This window comes from Streptomyces sp. NBC_00353 (assembly GCF_036108815.1).
Lineage (GTDB): Bacteria > Actinomycetota > Actinomycetes > Streptomycetales > Streptomycetaceae > Streptomyces.
On the sequence record NZ_CP107985.1, the window covers coordinates 2,313,536 to 2,328,155 of the forward strand.

Consider the following 14,620-nt stretch of genomic DNA (forward strand, 5'->3'; position numbering starts at 1 on the left):
CTGATGGTTCTGGGGCTGACGTCGACGGCCGCGTACGGTCGTGATGCCGGCCGGGAGGCAGCGGCGGCCGATCAGGTCCTCACCTGGACCGCGGGCGACCCCATCGACCACTATCTGTCGGCTCCCACGACCGCGGTGGCCGGCAAGGCGACCATCGTCTTCGAGAACAGCACGGCGACCGGCAACACGACGAGCATGCCGCACACGCTGACGTTCAGCGTCTCGGACCCGGAGTTCAACAACGACGTGCCGCTGAACATCCTGGCCAACCCCGGTGACGACCAGGGCGGCAGGCACACCGTCGAGGTCACGCTCACACCCGGCCGGTACTTCTACCACTGCACCATGCCGGGGCATCAGGCGATGCAGGGCATTCTCACCGTGACCGACGGCGGTGGCGGCGAGGACACCACCGCGCCCGAGACGTCGGCGAAGGTCGACGGCGACAAGAACGCCGACGGCGCGTACATCGGTCAGGCGACGGTCACCGTCTCGGCGACGGACGACGGTTCGGGCGTCGGCACCCTCGAGTACGCGGTCGGGGCGGACGGCGCCTGGCAGCCGTACACCACGCCGGTGGTGGTGAACGAGGTCGGCACGCACAGCATCCGGTACCGCGCCACCGACAAGGCGGGCAACACGGCCGCCGAGAAGTCCGTGGACTTCGCGGTCGCCGCGCCGCCGACGGACGACAGGACGGCGCCGGAGACCTCGGCGACCGTCTCCGGTGAGAAGGACGCCCAGGGTGCGTACCTGGGTATGGCCACGATCACCGTGACCGCGTCCGACACCGGGTCCGGCGTCAACACCATCGAGTACGCGGTCGGGGCCGGCGGCGCCTGGCAGCCGTACACCGCACCGGTGATGGTCCACGAGGTGGGGACGCACACGGTCCGCTACCGGGCCACCGACAAGGCGGGCAACACCGCCGCCGAGAAGTCCGTCGACTTCACCGTCGTCGCGCCGCCCACGCAGGACACGACCCCGCCGGAGACGACGGCGAAGGTCGAGGGCGACAAGAATTCGGACAACGCCTACCTCACCAGCGCCAAGGTGACGGTGACGGCGACCGACGCCGAGTCGGGTGTGGACAGGATCGAGTACTCGCTCGACGGCGGCCCGTACCTCGCGTACACGGCCACGGTCATCGTCGACCGCGTCGGCTACCACACCGTCGCCCACCGGGCGACGGACAAGGCGGGCAACACCTCCGAGGCGAAACAGGTGTCGTTCACCATCGCGGAGAGCGGTGGCGTGCCCGCGCCGAACTGCCCCGAGTTCGACGAGCGGCTGACCGTCATCGTCGGCACGGTCGACACGGGCGTTCCCAACCGCATCACCGGCAACCGCTGCACGATCAATGAGCTGATCGAGGACGAGAAGGACTGGTCGTCGCACGCGCTGTTCCTCAAGCACGTCGACAAGGTCCTCGACAAGCTGCTCACCGCCGGGGTGATCGACGCCCGCGAGCACAAGAAGATCTACCGGGCGGCCAAGCAGTCGGGCATCGGCAGGCCAGGCCAGGACGAGGGGTACAAAAAGCTCTTCGACGGCACGGCGGACTCGTTCGCCAAGTGGCAGCAGGTCGGCGGCGGAAAGTTCGGGCTCAACGCCGATGGGACGATCACCAGCTCCACCACGGTGGACGGCATGGGCATGCTCTGGTTCCCGGGGCGGCAGTACGACGACTTCTCGTTGAAGCTGCAGTGGCGCGACGACGCCCCCGGCACCGGCAACGCCAACAGCGGGGTGTTCGTCCGCTTCCCGAACGTCCACGACAACCCTGAGGAGTCCCGTCCGGAGTGGGTCGCCATCAAGTACGGCCATGAGGTGCAGATCCTCGACCGGCCGGACGGCGACATGTACAAAACGGGTTCGATCTACGGGTTCGACCGGATCGGTCTGGCCGGCGCCGGGGTGACGCCCAAGGGCACCTGGAACGACTACGAGATCCGGGTGGTGGACCAGCACTACTCGATCTACCGCAACGGTGTCCTGCTGAACGAGTTCGACAACACCGGCGGCCAGGTCTTCGAGCCGCCGCGGGGCGACGACCCGGGCACCGACGGCCGCAGGTTCTCGTCCGGCTACATCGGACTCCAGGTCCACAGCACCACGGATGTGGTCTCGTACCGCGACATCCGGATCAAGGAGCTGTAACCGCTCAGGAAGATGTCAGGTGGCCGCGGCCGCATGCTGAGGCATGTGGTCGCGGTCCACCGGGTACCGGTGGCGCCACACCAGGAACACGGCGCAGGAGACCAGCGACCATCCGGCGAGCACCAGGTACGGGAAGACCCGCTGATGACCGTGGTAGTAGACGGCGGCGTGCTGGGCGTTGACCGAGGCGCCCGGGGGGAGCCAGCGGCCGATGAAGCCGAGAACCGACGGCAGCAGCGGCCAGGACACCGCACCGCCTGAGGACGGGTTGCCGAGCAGCACCATCAGTCCCCAGGTGGGAATCATCGCCCAGCGACCCATCAGGGCGTTGAACATGGTGAAGACCATGCCGGTGGTGAACATGGTGAGGGAGAGGATCATCCACGACTGGAGGAACGGCAGCTTGACGGAGCTGAGCAGCCAGTCCACCACGGCGGCGATCGCGAACCCCCCGAGCAGGGCGTAGACGACGGTGAACCCGATCCGGTCCAGCGGGGCCAGCGCCTTGGCGTGCACAGTCAGCTGGATGGCACCGACGAATCCGATGATCACCGCGGCGAGCGAGATGTAGAAGAGGGCGAGGCCGCGCGGGTCGCCCCGCTGCAGGGGTTTCACGTCCTTGACCTTCACCGGCACATGGACCGCTTCCCCCACCTTCAGCGTGGACTCGGCGAGCAGTTGGGCGACCGAGGCTCCGGACGCGCTCGCGACGTCCAGACCGACGCCGCCGTTCTCGGACCGCAGGATGCCGAAGACCTTCTGCCCCTCCAGTGCGGTGCGGGCTTCGGCTTCGGTGGCGTACTCACGGAGCACCAGCGAGGTGTCGAGCGCGCGCTCCAGCCGGTCGAGGAAGACCTTGTCACGCACGCTGCCGAGGTCGCCGACCACGGCGGCCGGGATGTTGCGCGGGGTCGGGTTGGCCATCGCGTACGTGTAGGAGCCTGCGAAGAGACCGGCGGCGGCCGCGATGATGAACAGGAGTACGACGGCAGGCAGATACGGGGACGCCTTGAACGCCGCCCACCGGTCACCGCGGGCCGGGGGCCGGGCATGTTCCCCGTGCGGTGTGACGGGTTCCAGGTCGGGCGCGCTCATGCATCCCCGTCCTCGTCGTGCCGGGCGCGGCTCGGCTGGACCCGTTTGGGTTCGCCGGGCATCTTCGGGTACTCCGGCGGGTACGGCATGTCGCCGAGCCCGCGTTCCTGCTCGTCACGGTCCGCCAGTTCCAGCAGACCGTCGAGCCGGAAGGCGTGGTCGTCCATGTCCGCGTGCACATCGCCCACCTCCGCGTACCGCTTCGGCATCGTCCTGATGTCGAAGTCGCTCGGCTCGGCGTCGTCGATCTCGTCCCAGCGCAGAGGCGCGGAGACCGGGGCGTGCGGGTGGGGCCGTACGGAGTAGGCGGAGGCGATCGTCCGGTCGCGGGCGGTCTGGTTGAAGTCGACGAAGATGCGTTCGCCGCGCTCCTCCTTCCACCAGGCGGTGGTCACCCGGTCCGGCATCCGGCGTTCCAGTTCGCGTCCGGCCGCGATGGCGGCGCGGCGGACCTCGGTGAACGTCCAGCGGGGTTCGACAGGTACGAAGACATGGATGCCGCGGCCGCCGGAGGTCTTGGGCCAGCCGCGCAGCCCGTGGTCGTCGAGGACGGCCCGCAGCTCATGGGCGGCGGTGACCGCGTCGGCGTAGTCCGTTCCGGGCTGCGGGTCGAGGTCGATGCGCAGCTCGTCGGGGTGATCGGTGTCGGCGCTCCGTACCGGCCACGGGTGGAAGGTGAGCGTGCCGAGGTTGGCCGCCCACAGGACGGCGGCGAGTTCGGTGGGGCAGATCTCGTCGGCCGGCCGGCCGCTGGGGAAGGTGATCCGGGCGGTGGGGATCCAGTCGGGGAGGTTCTTCGGGGCGCGTTTCTGGTAGAAGAAGTCGCCGTCGACTCCGTCCACGAAGCGCTGGAGGGTGGTCGGTCTGTCTCGCAGGGCGCGGGTGATCCCGGCACCCACGGCGAGGAAGTACTCGGCGACGTCCCTCTTCGTGTAGCCCTTCTCCGGGAAGTACACCTTGTCCGGGCTGGACAGCCGCACCGCCCGCCCGTCCGCATCCAGCTCCACCGCTGTTCCCGCTGCGCCCATGGGGCCACGCTAGGCCGGGCTCACATATGCCGCATATCGGGAGCCTGATCGGGCTGTCCGGGTAAGAATCGCTCCATGGATCTGCCGGTGATGCCGCCCGTGAAGCCGATGCTCGCCAAGTCCGTGTCCAAAATCCCGCCCGGGATGCAGTACGAGGCCAAATGGGACGGCTTCCGGGCGATCGTGCACCGCGACGGCGACGAGGTGGTGATCGGCAGCCGCACCGGCAAGCCGCTCACCCGCTACTTTCCTGAACTGGTCACGGCGGTTCGGGAGAATCTGCCACCGCGCTGTGTGATCGACGGGGAGATCGTCGTCGTGTACGACGACCGGCTGGACTTCGACCGGCTCAGCGAGCGCATCCATCCGGCCGCTTCACGGGTGCGGCTGCTGGCCGAACAGACCCCGGCCAGCCTGGTCGCCTTCGACATCCTCGCGGTGGGCGACGACGCTCTGCTGAGTACCCCGCAGGTGGACCGGCGCGCGGTGCTGGAGGCGGCGCTGTCCGGTGCCTCGGCCCCTGTCCATCTGGCCCCCGCGACCACGGACCCGGCCGTCGCCCAGGAGTGGTTCGAGCGGTACGAGGGGGCCGGGCTCGACGGCGTCGTCGCCAAGCCGCTCGATCTGCCGTACCGCTCCGACGTCCGCGTCATGTACAAGATCAAGCACGAGCGGACCGCCGACTGTGTGGTGGCGGGCTACCGCTTCCACAAGAGCGGCCCGATCGTCGGCTCCCTGCTGCTCGGCCTTTACGACTCCGGGGGCGTCCTGCAGCACGTCGGGGTGTGCGCCGCCTTCCCGATGAAACGCCGCGAGGAGCTGGTGGCGGAGCTGGAACCGCTGCGGACCGACTCCGCCGACCATCCGTGGGCGGCCTGGGCGGACGCCACCGCGCACGAGAGCGCCCGGCTGCCCGGTGCGCAGAGCCGGTGGTCCGCGAAGAAGGACCAGTCGTGGGTGGCACTGCGTCCGGAGCGGGTGTGCGAGGTGGCGTACGACCACATGGAGGGCGACCGGTTCCGGCACACGGCCCAGTTCCGCCGGTGGCGGCCGGACCGCACCCCCGGCGGCTGCACGTATGCGCAGCTGGAAGAGGTGGTGGGGTACGACCTGGCCGAGGTGCTGTCAGCCCACTGACGTCGAGCCCGACGGTGTGGCGCAGGGGTCGGGACAACCCTCAGGGCTCACCGTCGCCGGTCCGGCGGCCGGGGTCATCAGGGTCGTCGGACGTCTGCCACTGATCGGTCACCGGGTGGTCCGGCATGGCCGCCACCATGTCCGTGAGCCGCGCACAGAGCCGTTTGATCTCCCCGTGGGTGCGGTTCCGCTCGGTGATGACCGCCGCGAGCAGCAGCGCGGTGAGTGCCGTGGCCCCGTTGAAGGCCTGGAGCGTGACCATGTTGGTGAAGAGATCCTTGTGGGCGAACGGGCCGACCCCCTGGCCGGCGGCCAGAATGGCCAGCGTGGAGACTCCCAGCGCGCACGACGCGGCACCGGCAAGTTCGAAGCGGAACGCGGCCCAGATCAGGAACGGGAAGACGAGGAAGAGCAGGGAGGCGCTGGTGCCTGCCGTCGCCAGGAGCGCGGCTGCAAGGGTGCCGAGCGTCAGGGCAGCTGCCTCGGCCCACCGCCGCAATGCCACACCCCGTGGCCACCGCGCCTTGCGAAGGACGAGCAGAAACGGTGCGACGACCAGCACGCCCATCGCATCGCCTGTCCACCACACCGACCAGGTGCGCCAGAAGTCGCCTGCGGGCAGCGCACCCGAGAGCACCAGCACGCTGCTGCCCACGGTCGCGCTGATGAGCATCCCGCCCAGGGCACCCAGGAAGACCAGCGCCAGCGCGTCGCGCAGCCGGTCCAGGTCGTTGTGGAAGCCCGCACGTCTCAGCAGCAGGTAGGAACAGACCGGTGCGAGCGTGTTTCCCACCACGATGGCCAGGACGGTGAGAGGTGTCGGCCCGATGGCCGCATTGGCGAGAAAGGCGCCGAGCGCGACACCCGGCCAGATCCGCAGTCCGAAGACGAGCAGACCGGCCACGGCGATACCGGTGGGCGGCCAGAGCGGCGTGACCTGCCCACGCACCAATTGTTCGAGAAGGCCCAGCCGGGCAGCCCCGTAGTAGACGGCGGCGACAGCGAGGACCAGCAGAGTCGCGGCGCCTCTGCGCCGGAGCTCCTGATTGGTCACCACGCCAGTCATCAGACACCACCCGGAAGGGCCCTGCCGGCCAGGACGCGCCGGAAGACATCTCCATCGTCGCAACGCGGAACATGCGGGACGACTGCACGCGGCTACTCCGCGGATGGAATGCCGGCATAGCGGACGACGAGGACTGCGGCATCGTCGCGGTGCCCCGTCAGATCGGCCACCTTGATCACGTCACCGGCCAGCCGGTCGGGATCTCCGTCGTAACCACTGCTCACCAGCTGAACCACTTTGTCGAGCCCTTTCTCGAGCGGGCAGGACGGCCCTTCCACGACCCCGTCGGTGACCAGGACCAACGATCCCTGCTCCGTCAGCCGTCGTCGCGTCACCGGATAGGTCTCGCCGGGGAGAATTCCGAGGGGCGGGCCCCCGCTGTCGAGAACGATGCCGGACCAGCCGGTGGCGGTGGCCCAGACCATCGGGATGTGGCCTGCGCGGGAGATGGCGAGCGCGCCGCTGACCGGGTCGAAGGTGAGGAAGCAACACGTCGCGAAGAGGCCGCAGCTCATCGAGATGAGCAGGTCGTTGGTGCGGCTCAATATCTCGCCCGGATCGGTCGTGGCACTGGCGAGGGCCCGCAGGCTGGTGCGGGCTTGGCCCATGAAGGCGATGGCCTCCACGTCGTGCCCCTGCACGTCACCGATCGTGACCCCGACCGAACCGTTCGTCATCGGAAAAGCGTCGTACCAGTCGCCCCCGACATCGAGACCGTCGCGCGAGGGGGTGTAACGGGCCGCAATGGCTATATGAGGCAATGCAGGCAGTTGAGGCGGGAGCAGATGACGCTGCAGCGCCTCGGCCAGTTCCACGCGGGCCCGCTGGATCCTGATCCGCTCCAGCGCCTGATCGACGAGACGCCCGAGGGTGAGCAGAGCTTCCTGGGCGCTGTCGACGTGGGTGGTGCGGTGGTGGCGCATGGCCCCTCCGGGGGCGTTCTTGCATGATCCGTAATCCACCTTAGTTCTCTTCGTAACGGTGGGCCGGACCACATGCCCCCGAGACCGGTTCGCCCCATCTGCTCGGACGACACCTGCGGCACCGCGGCCCGGACGGGGGAACTGCTCGACGTACAACCGCAGACGGTCCGCTACCGGATGCGTAGTCTGGAGACCGTCTTCGGCGAACAACTCGTCGACCCGAGTCACGGTTCTCGACCGAGGCCGTGCTGCGTGCGATGCAGTTGCGCGCTCGCAGCAGCGACGCGCCTTTATGAACGACGCGGTGCGGATTCCGACCCGAGCACGTACCTCACGAGGAGTCAACTTACTTACGAGTAAGGGAAAATAGCCGGTCACTCCCGAACGGTTGCCAGACGGAGACGTTCTCAACGAGAAAACCGGAACTGCGTCCCGTTACATAAGGAGAAGTCGACCGCTCATCCGGCGGCCGCCCAGCACCACCTCCTGGTCAACCATCCGAGAGGGAAACCCCCCATGACCGCCTCGCACCTCCTAGTCCCCGTACCGATCCCGGACCGGGTCGCCGCACTGATCGGGTCCTGCATCCCGCCGCACATCGTGCAGGCGGAGTTCGACGCCGAGTGCGCCGCCCGCGAGGTCCGCAGGTTCCGCGGCCCCCGGCTCGGCATCGAGGACCAGGCCGACCGCGAGCAGGCCCTGTCCGAGCTGGCCCGGGCCAACAAGGTGCTCGCCGCCCACCACCCCGGGCTGCCGGTGCGTCCCGGCAGCTCCTGGTGACTGCCACGCCACCGACATCGGCAGCACGTGATCCACGGGACCACGGAGAACATCTGCACCCGCATCGGCCGGCCTGACGGCCGCCGGTCGGACCGCGGTGACCAGGGTGAAGCGGACCAGGAGAGAATGTCGGGCAGCAATGCCACCGATCCCCTGTTCGCACACACCCCCTGGGAAACGCCATGCCCGCCGGTCCGCGCCCGTCCGTCCTCTTCGTCACCGATCTTGCCTACGAGGCGCGCGGCCGGCGCTACTGCGACGAGGACATCTTTCTGACCTCGCGGCTCCGCGACGAGTTCGACGTAGCACTCTGCCATCCGCGGGATGCGGCCGCGCTCCTGGACGGCTTCGACGTCGTCGTCGTACGCAACAGCGGTCCGGTGCTGCACTACCAGGAGGCGTACGACGCGTTCTGCGCCCGCGCACGCGAGCGGAACGTGCCGGTGTACAACCCGCTCACCGGACTCGGTGACATGGCCGGCAAGCAGTATCTGGTCGACCTGAGTGCCGCGAAGTATCCGGTGATCGCGACCGTGGACCGGGCAGCCGATCTGGGGCTGCTGCCCGAGGCCGCGGAGTATGTGATCAAGCCGAAGCTCGGTGCGGACTCGGTCGGGCTGCGGTTCGTCGCACCGGAGCTGCTCGCCGCCGAGGTGGCCGCCGAACCGGTCGGCACCGTGCTGGTCCAGCCGAAGATCGACTTCAGCTACGAGGTGTCCTTCTACTTCATCGACCGGGACTTCCAGTACGCGTTGTACGCACCGCACACCGACAGGCGCTGGGTGCTGGAGCCGTACGGGCCGACGGCGGCGGATCTGGAGTTCGCCCGGCGGTTCGTGGACTGGAACGCTCTCGCCCACGGCATCCAGCGGATCGACGCCTGCCGGACGGCCGACGGCGAGCTGCTGCTCGTCGAGCTGGAGGACCTCAATCCGTACCTCTCGCTCGACCGGGTGACGGAGCCGGTTCGGGAGGCGTTCGTCGCAAGGATGAAAACGTCGGTACACGAGCTGATCCGCTGACTCGTCCGGCCGTCCCCCACATGCGGCAGGCAGGGGCCGATGTGAGGGTGCAAGCGTGACCACTGCCAGCGAGACCGCCCCCGCCGCGCAGAGTGCCGCCGCGCCACCCGTGCTCGACCCGCGTCGCCGGAACATCGTCTTCATCACGATCGTGCTGGGGATTCTGCTGGCCGCCCTGGACCAGACGATCGTGGGCACGGCGCTGCCCACGATCGTCTCGGATCTGGGCGGTGCCGCCCATATGTCCTGGGTGGTCACCGCGTATCTGCTCGCCGAGACGGTGGCGACGGTCCTGGTCGGAAAGTTCGGTGACCTCTTCGGCCGGAAGATCGTCTTCCAGGTCTCGGCGATCATCTTCATCACCGGCTCCTTCCTGTGCGGTCTCGCAACCAATATGTCGATGCTGATCATCTGGCGAGGGCTGCAGGGCATCGGCGCGGGCGGGCTGATGGTCACCTCGATGGCGCTGATCGCCGACGTGATCCCGCTGCGCGAACGCGGCAAGTACCAGGGTGCGATCGGTGCGGTCTTCGGGGTGGCCACGGTGGTCGGGCCGCTGCTCGGTGGGCTGTTCACCGACCATCTCTCGTGGCGCTGGGCGTTCTACGTCAATGTGCCGATCGCGATCGTGGTGGTGATAGCCGCCGCCCGGACTATCCCGGCGGTCAAGGCGGCCGGGCGGCCGGTCATCGACTATCTGGGCATCACCTTGGTGACGATCGGTGCGAGCGCCCTGATCCTGGCGACGAGCTGGGGCGGCAATCAGTTCGCCTGGGGGTCGCCCGTCATCATCGGTCTCTTCGCGGGCGGTCTCGTCGCGCTGGCGCTCTTCTGCCTCGTGGAGTTCCGGGCGAAGGAACCGATGCTGCCGATGCGGCTGTTCCGGAACCCGGTCTTCACCGTCTGCTCGGTCCTCAGCTTCATCGTGGGCTTCGCGATGCTCGGCGCGATGATCTTCCTGCCCACATATCTGCAGTTCGTGGACGGGAACTCGGCGACCCTGTCGGGCGTGCGGACTCTGCCGCTCGTCATCGGTCTGCTCGCGGCCTCCATCTTCAGCGGCAATGTGGTCAGCAAGACCGGCAGGTACCGGATCTTCCCCATCATCGGTTCGCTGATCATGGCGGCCGGGCTGTACCTGCTGTCCCGGATGGGTCCGGGAAGCGGGGTCTGGCTGGAGTCGCTGTACATGCTGGTGCTCGGTGTCGGCATCGGGCTGGCCATGCAGGTGCTGACGATCGCCGTGCAGAACACGGTCGACTACGCGGACCTCGGCACGGCGACGTCCGGTGTGACGTTCTTCCGTACGCTCGGCAGCTCCTTCGGCACCGCGGTCTTCGGCACGATCTACGCCAACGCGCTTGGGCCGAACCTGACCCAAGGGGTCGCGGCTGCGGCGCGGGCGGGCGGCGACCCCGCAGTCGTGGCAAAGGCGGCGCAGAGCCCGAAGGGGCTGCACAGCCTGCCGCCCGGGCAGTCCGCACCGCTGGTCCAGGCATATGCGGACACGCTCCACACCGTGTTCCTCTGGACGGTGCCGGTCGCACTGCTCGGGTTCGTCGTGGCCCTCTTCCTGAAAGAGGTGAAACTTCGGGACACCGCACGGGTCGCCTCGACCGACATGGGCGAAGGATTCGCCTCCCCGAACGACGGGGACTCGGCGAAGCTGCTGGAGTACTCGGTGGCGAAGATCCTGCGGGGCATGGGCCCGGACACGGCCCGGCGGATCGTCGCCGCCTCGGACACCCGGCTCGACATGGCCGGCGCCTGGGCAGTGATGCAGGTGGAGCTGTTCACCCGGATGGTCGGCCATGCGGGCCTCGGTCTGATCGCGACAAGGCACCGGATTCCGCCCGAGGTGCTGGTGCCGGTCTTCGACCGGATGATCGAGGAGGGGTATCTCAGCGGGGACGGTCATCTCTTCACGCACACCGAGGCGGGCCGCCGGGAGGCGGCGACGATCTCCCGTGCCTGGGGCGCCTGGCTCAATGAACAAGTGGACCACGACGGTGCCCGCCCCGACGACGAGCAGCTGCGGGCCGCGGTCCATGTCATCGCCAAACGGCTGCTGGCTGAGGACCTGACGCAGGAGCTGTCCCCGGCGGACGCGGCCGGTGCGTCACGGGTGCCCGCCCCGGCCTGACACACCGGCGCCGCCTGCTCGCTCCACCGCCCGCAGGGTCGTGGTGAGCACTTTCGACGTGATGCCGCTCAGCGGATCGCGGAGTGATCAGTCGGCGAAGACCGCCGTCGAGTAGACCCAGGCGCCATCGTGCCGGACGAATCGGCTCTGTTCGTGGAGCGAGTCCGGCCGGCCGTTGTCCGTGTAGTGGGCGCGGAAGGTGACCGTCCCCGTGGTGTGGAAAGCGCTGCCGTCAGTCGTCGCCAGGATCTCCAGGCGCACCCAGCGCATTGCGGGATCGAAGTCGATGACCGGCGGCCGGGTGTCCGGGTGCCAGGTGCGGAGCAGGTACGCCGCGTCCTGGACGACGAACGCGGCGTACCGCGAACGCATCAACGCCTCACAGGTCGGCGCGGCGGCCCCGGCGTGCAGTCGACCGCAGCAGTCGGCGTACGTGGCGGAAAGGCCGCAGGGGCACGGCGAGGCCGGAGTGATCGCGGTGGCCGGGGCGATCCGGGTACGCGCGGCGGAAGTCTGCCGGGGGCGTGAGCTGCGTCGGGACATGGCCCCATTGTGACCTGCGACGGGACCGGGCAGGTGCACCAGGGCGGACGCTGCCGTACCGGACCGGTGCGTCATCGTGTCCCTGCGAATCGGCGGCGGTACTCGGTGGGGGTGAGCCCGGTACGGCGGCGCAGCTGGGCCCGCAGGTTCGTCGCCGTACCGAGTCCGCTGACGCGGGCGACCACGTCGATCCGTTCCTCGCCGCGCTCCATCAGACGGCAGGCGAAGGTGATCCGCCGCTCGGTCAGCCAGGCGAGCGGGGTGGTGGCGAGCTGGGAACGGAAACGGCGGTGCAGGGTGGCAGGGCTGACAGCGGCGTGCGCGGCAAGGCCGGACACCGTGAGCTCCGTACCGAGGCGCTCCTCGGCCCAGGCGAGCAGCGGGCCCAGCGAGGTGTCGGGCACGTCGGGCAGCGGATGCTCCACGAACTGCCGCTGGCCACCGTCGCGGTGGACCGCGAAGACCAGCCGGCGGCTGACGGCTGCGGCGATCTCCGCGCCGTGGTCGCCGCGGACGATGTGGAGGCCCGTGTCGAGGGCGGCGGCGCTGCCCGCCGCGGTGATGATCTGCCCGTCGTCGACGAACAGCACATCGGGCTCGAGGCGGACCTGCGGGAAGCGGGCGGCGAAGGCATCGGCCCAGCGCCAGTGGGTGGTGGCGCGGCGGCCGTCCAGCACACCGGCCGCGGCCAGCGTGAACGTACCCGTGCAGAAGCTGACCAGACGGGCACCCCGGCCGGCGGCGCGACGGATCGCGTCGAGGACGGCCGGGTCTGGGTCGGTGTCCGGGTCGGGGCGGTTCGGCACGATGACGGTGTCGGCCCGGTCGACGGCGTCGAGTCCGGCGACTCCGGTGAGCTGGAAGAAGCCGTGGTGCATGCGCACGGTCGGGGTCGCGGCGCAGAGCTCGAATTCGTACCAGGGCACCGGCAGCTCGGGGCGGCGCAGCCCGAAGAGTTCGGTGGCCACGCCCAGCTCGAACGGGTTGGAGCCGGCGGAGACGATCATCACGACCCGGTGCGAGGATTCTTGCGCCATGTGCGATTCGTAGCACTCGCCCGAAGCGGAGTCCACCGCCGAGGATGGGACGCATGAGCGATCACACGGCGACGGCCGGCCCGGACCCGATCCTGCTGAGCGATGCCCTCAAGACATTCGAGGCGCTGTGGAGCCCCCGCATCGTGACCCGCGTCAACGACTACGACGTGCGGGTCGCCAAGGTCCGGGGCGAGCATGTCTGGCACGTCCATGAGGAGACCGACGAGTTCTTCCTCGTCCTCGACGGCGCCCTGGACATCGCGCTGCGCGAGGCCGGCGGGGAGCGGACGGTCACCCTCGACCGGGGCGCGGTGTTCGTCGTCCCGCGCACCACGTGGCACCGGCCGTACTCGGCGGCCGGTGCGTCACTCCTGCTGTTCGAGCCGTCCGGAACGTCATCGGTGGGCGACCGGCACGACGAGGTGCCCGACCATGTCGAGGCGACATCCGGACACGTGCTGAAGACCTGAAAGCGGCGGGGACAGCAGGGTTGTGGGCTGCTGTCGGTCCACTGAGCCGAAGTGAGCTGTGCGGCTCGGAGTCAGGGCTTGCGGGCCACACCCGCGTATCCCGGGATCGGCTCGTCGCCCGGCACGTCGATGACCTCACCGAGCTCCGGGTGCCAGTCCGCGGAGAGGGTGACGCCCGGCTCGACGAGCTCCAGCCCGTCGAAGAACGCACTGAGTTCGGCATGCGAGCGCGGACGCAGCGTCATCCCGCGGGCCTTGTACATGGCGGAGGCCTGGGCCGCACCCTCGGGGTTGAAGTCCCCGGTGGTGTGCGAGAGCACCAGATAGCTGCCCGAGGGGAGCTGCGCCACGAGCCGGTCGACGAGCTCGGCCGCACCGTCCTCGTCGTCGAGGAAGTGCAACAGCGCCAGCAGGGACAACGCGATGGGGCGGCTGAAGTCGAGGACCTTGCCCGCCTTCTCGAGGATGGCCTCCGGCCGGCGGGCGTCGACCTGGATGTACTCGGTGGCGCCCTCGGGGGTGGAGCGCAGCAGGGCCGCCGCGTGCGCCAGGACGATCGGGTCGTTGTCGCAGTAGACGATGCGCGCATCCGGGGCGGTCTGCTGTGCGATCTGGTGAAGGTTGGGCTCGGTCGGGATGCCGGTGCCTATGTCGAGGAACTGGCGTACGCCCCGCTCGGCGAGCCAGCGGGTGGCGCGGTGCATGAACGCGCGGTTGACCCGGGCCATGTCACGGCCCCGTGAGTCGAGGGCCAGGAGCTGCTGGGCCATCTGTTCGTCGACCGGGTAGTTGTCCTTGCCGCCGAGGAACCAGTCGTACATCCGGGCGGGATGCGGCTTGCTGGTGTCGATCTCGATGGGCTGCGGCTCGTGCCCGGTCATAGCGCGCTCCTTGGGTCCGTGGATCGGCGAACAGAGAATGACGTGTGGCGCGGAACAGGCGCCGGCTCTTCAGGGTCCGGTACGGCCGCGTCAGGTTCCGGTCAGGAGGAAGTCCGCCTGCCCGGCCTTGGCGCCCTGGATGAATGCGGCGATCTCACGGGGGGTGTAGATGAGGGCGGGGCCGTCGGGATCCGCGGACTGGCGTACAGCGACTCTGCCGTCGGCCAGCCTCATGGCCTCGACGCAGTTGCCCCCGTTGCCGCCGCTCCACGGCTTGTACCAGCCTTCGGAGCCGAGTTCGGCGGCCGGCATGCCGTTGTATATGGGGTCGATCA

Annotated in this window: 14 protein-coding genes and 1 pseudogene; 7 read left to right on the forward strand and 8 right to left on the reverse strand. The window is 69.1% G+C overall.

Going from position 1 to position 14,620, the window contains the following annotated elements; all coding sequences use genetic code 11:
• Window positions 1-3 precede the first annotated feature (3 nt).
• On the forward strand, window positions 4-2,160 hold the full coding sequence (locus OHA88_RS10845) for an OmpL47-type beta-barrel domain-containing protein (RefSeq protein WP_443044208.1): 2,157 nt from the start codon (window positions 4-6) through the stop codon (window positions 2,158-2,160).
• 15 nt (window positions 2,161-2,175) lie between these two features.
• On the opposite strand, the gene OHA88_RS10850 is transcribed toward OHA88_RS10845, so the two are convergent.
• Together OHA88_RS10850 and ligD are read right to left on the reverse strand one after the other, a co-directional pair.
• On the reverse strand, window positions 2,176-3,255 hold the full coding sequence (locus OHA88_RS10850; RefSeq protein ID WP_328625313.1) for an ABC transporter permease: 1,080 nt from the start codon (window positions 3,253-3,255) through the stop codon (window positions 2,176-2,178).
• A complete protein-coding gene (ligD, locus tag OHA88_RS10855) occupies window positions 3,252-4,262 on the reverse strand; it encodes a non-homologous end-joining DNA ligase (protein WP_328629649.1) in 1,011 nt (336 codons plus the stop codon). Before ligD ends, OHA88_RS10850 begins: the two co-directional genes overlap by 4 nt.
• A gap of 96 nt (window positions 4,263-4,358) precedes the next feature.
• Here ligD and OHA88_RS10860 point away from each other — a divergent pair, with 96 nt between their 5' ends.
• Complete coding sequence (locus OHA88_RS10860) at window positions 4,359-5,420, forward strand: ATP-dependent DNA ligase (RefSeq protein WP_328625314.1); 1,062 nt, start codon at window positions 4,359-4,361, stop codon at window positions 5,418-5,420.
• Between the two features lie 40 nt (window positions 5,421-5,460).
• Here the strand turns inward: OHA88_RS10860 and OHA88_RS10865 are convergent, their stop codons facing one another.
• Together OHA88_RS10865 and OHA88_RS10870 are read right to left on the reverse strand one after the other, a co-directional pair.
• The gene (locus tag OHA88_RS10865) at window positions 5,461-6,486 is read right to left on the reverse strand and encodes an MASE1 domain-containing protein (RefSeq protein ID WP_328625315.1); all 1,026 of its coding nucleotides are present in this window, start codon (window positions 6,484-6,486) and stop codon (window positions 5,461-5,463) included.
• Window positions 6,487-6,578: 92 nt separating this feature from the next.
• The gene (locus OHA88_RS10870) at window positions 6,579-7,409 is read right to left on the reverse strand and encodes a PP2C family protein-serine/threonine phosphatase (RefSeq protein WP_328625316.1); all 831 of its coding nucleotides are present in this window, start codon (window positions 7,407-7,409) and stop codon (window positions 6,579-6,581) included.
• 108 nt (window positions 7,410-7,517) lie between these two features.
• Here OHA88_RS10870 and OHA88_RS10875 point away from each other — a divergent pair.
• The 4 genes and pseudogenes from OHA88_RS10875 to OHA88_RS10890 all read left to right on the forward strand — a co-directional run.
• Window positions 7,518-7,705, forward strand: a pseudogene (locus OHA88_RS10875) (helix-turn-helix domain-containing protein); the annotation flags it as partial.
• 220 nt (window positions 7,706-7,925) lie between these two features.
• Window positions 7,926-8,189: a hypothetical protein gene (locus tag OHA88_RS10880; protein ID WP_030980463.1), complete on the forward strand. Its 264-nt coding sequence runs from the start codon at window positions 7,926-7,928 to the stop codon at window positions 8,187-8,189.
• A 182-nt stretch (window positions 8,190-8,371) separates the two neighbouring features.
• Complete coding sequence (locus OHA88_RS10885; RefSeq protein ID WP_328625317.1) at window positions 8,372-9,211, forward strand: hypothetical protein; 840 nt, start codon at window positions 8,372-8,374, stop codon at window positions 9,209-9,211.
• A gap of 55 nt (window positions 9,212-9,266) precedes the next feature.
• Window positions 9,267-11,354 carry an MDR family MFS transporter gene (locus OHA88_RS10890; protein ID WP_328625318.1) on the forward strand — a complete coding sequence of 696 codons (2,088 nt, stop codon included), beginning with the start codon at window positions 9,267-9,269 and terminating at the stop codon, window positions 11,352-11,354.
• Between the two features lie 87 nt (window positions 11,355-11,441).
• Here OHA88_RS10890 and OHA88_RS10895 read toward each other — a convergent pair whose 3' ends face one another.
• Together OHA88_RS10895 and OHA88_RS10900 are read right to left on the reverse strand one after the other, a co-directional pair.
• Window positions 11,442-11,897: a YchJ family protein gene (locus tag OHA88_RS10895; protein WP_266999751.1), complete on the reverse strand. Its 456-nt coding sequence runs from the start codon at window positions 11,895-11,897 to the stop codon at window positions 11,442-11,444.
• Between the two features lie 71 nt (window positions 11,898-11,968).
• Entirely contained in the window at window positions 11,969-12,934 is a 966-nt protein-coding gene (locus OHA88_RS10900) for a helix-turn-helix domain-containing protein (protein ID WP_328625319.1), read from the reverse strand.
• Window positions 12,935-12,987: 53 nt separating this feature from the next.
• Between OHA88_RS10900 and OHA88_RS10905 the strand changes: the two genes are divergently transcribed.
• A complete protein-coding gene (locus OHA88_RS10905) occupies window positions 12,988-13,404 on the forward strand; it encodes a cupin domain-containing protein (RefSeq protein ID WP_328625320.1) in 417 nt (138 codons plus the stop codon).
• 71 nt (window positions 13,405-13,475) lie between these two features.
• Here OHA88_RS10905 and OHA88_RS10910 read toward each other — a convergent pair whose 3' ends face one another.
• Complete coding sequence (locus OHA88_RS10910) at window positions 13,476-14,285, reverse strand: SAM-dependent methyltransferase (RefSeq protein ID WP_328625321.1); 810 nt, start codon at window positions 14,283-14,285, stop codon at window positions 13,476-13,478.
• Window positions 14,286-14,375: 90 nt separating this feature from the next.
• Window positions 14,376-14,618 (reverse strand): DUF397 domain-containing protein, encoded by a 243-nt coding sequence (locus OHA88_RS10915; RefSeq protein WP_030930006.1) that lies wholly within the window; start codon window positions 14,616-14,618, stop codon window positions 14,376-14,378.
• Between the last annotated feature and the right edge of the window lie 2 nt (window positions 14,619-14,620).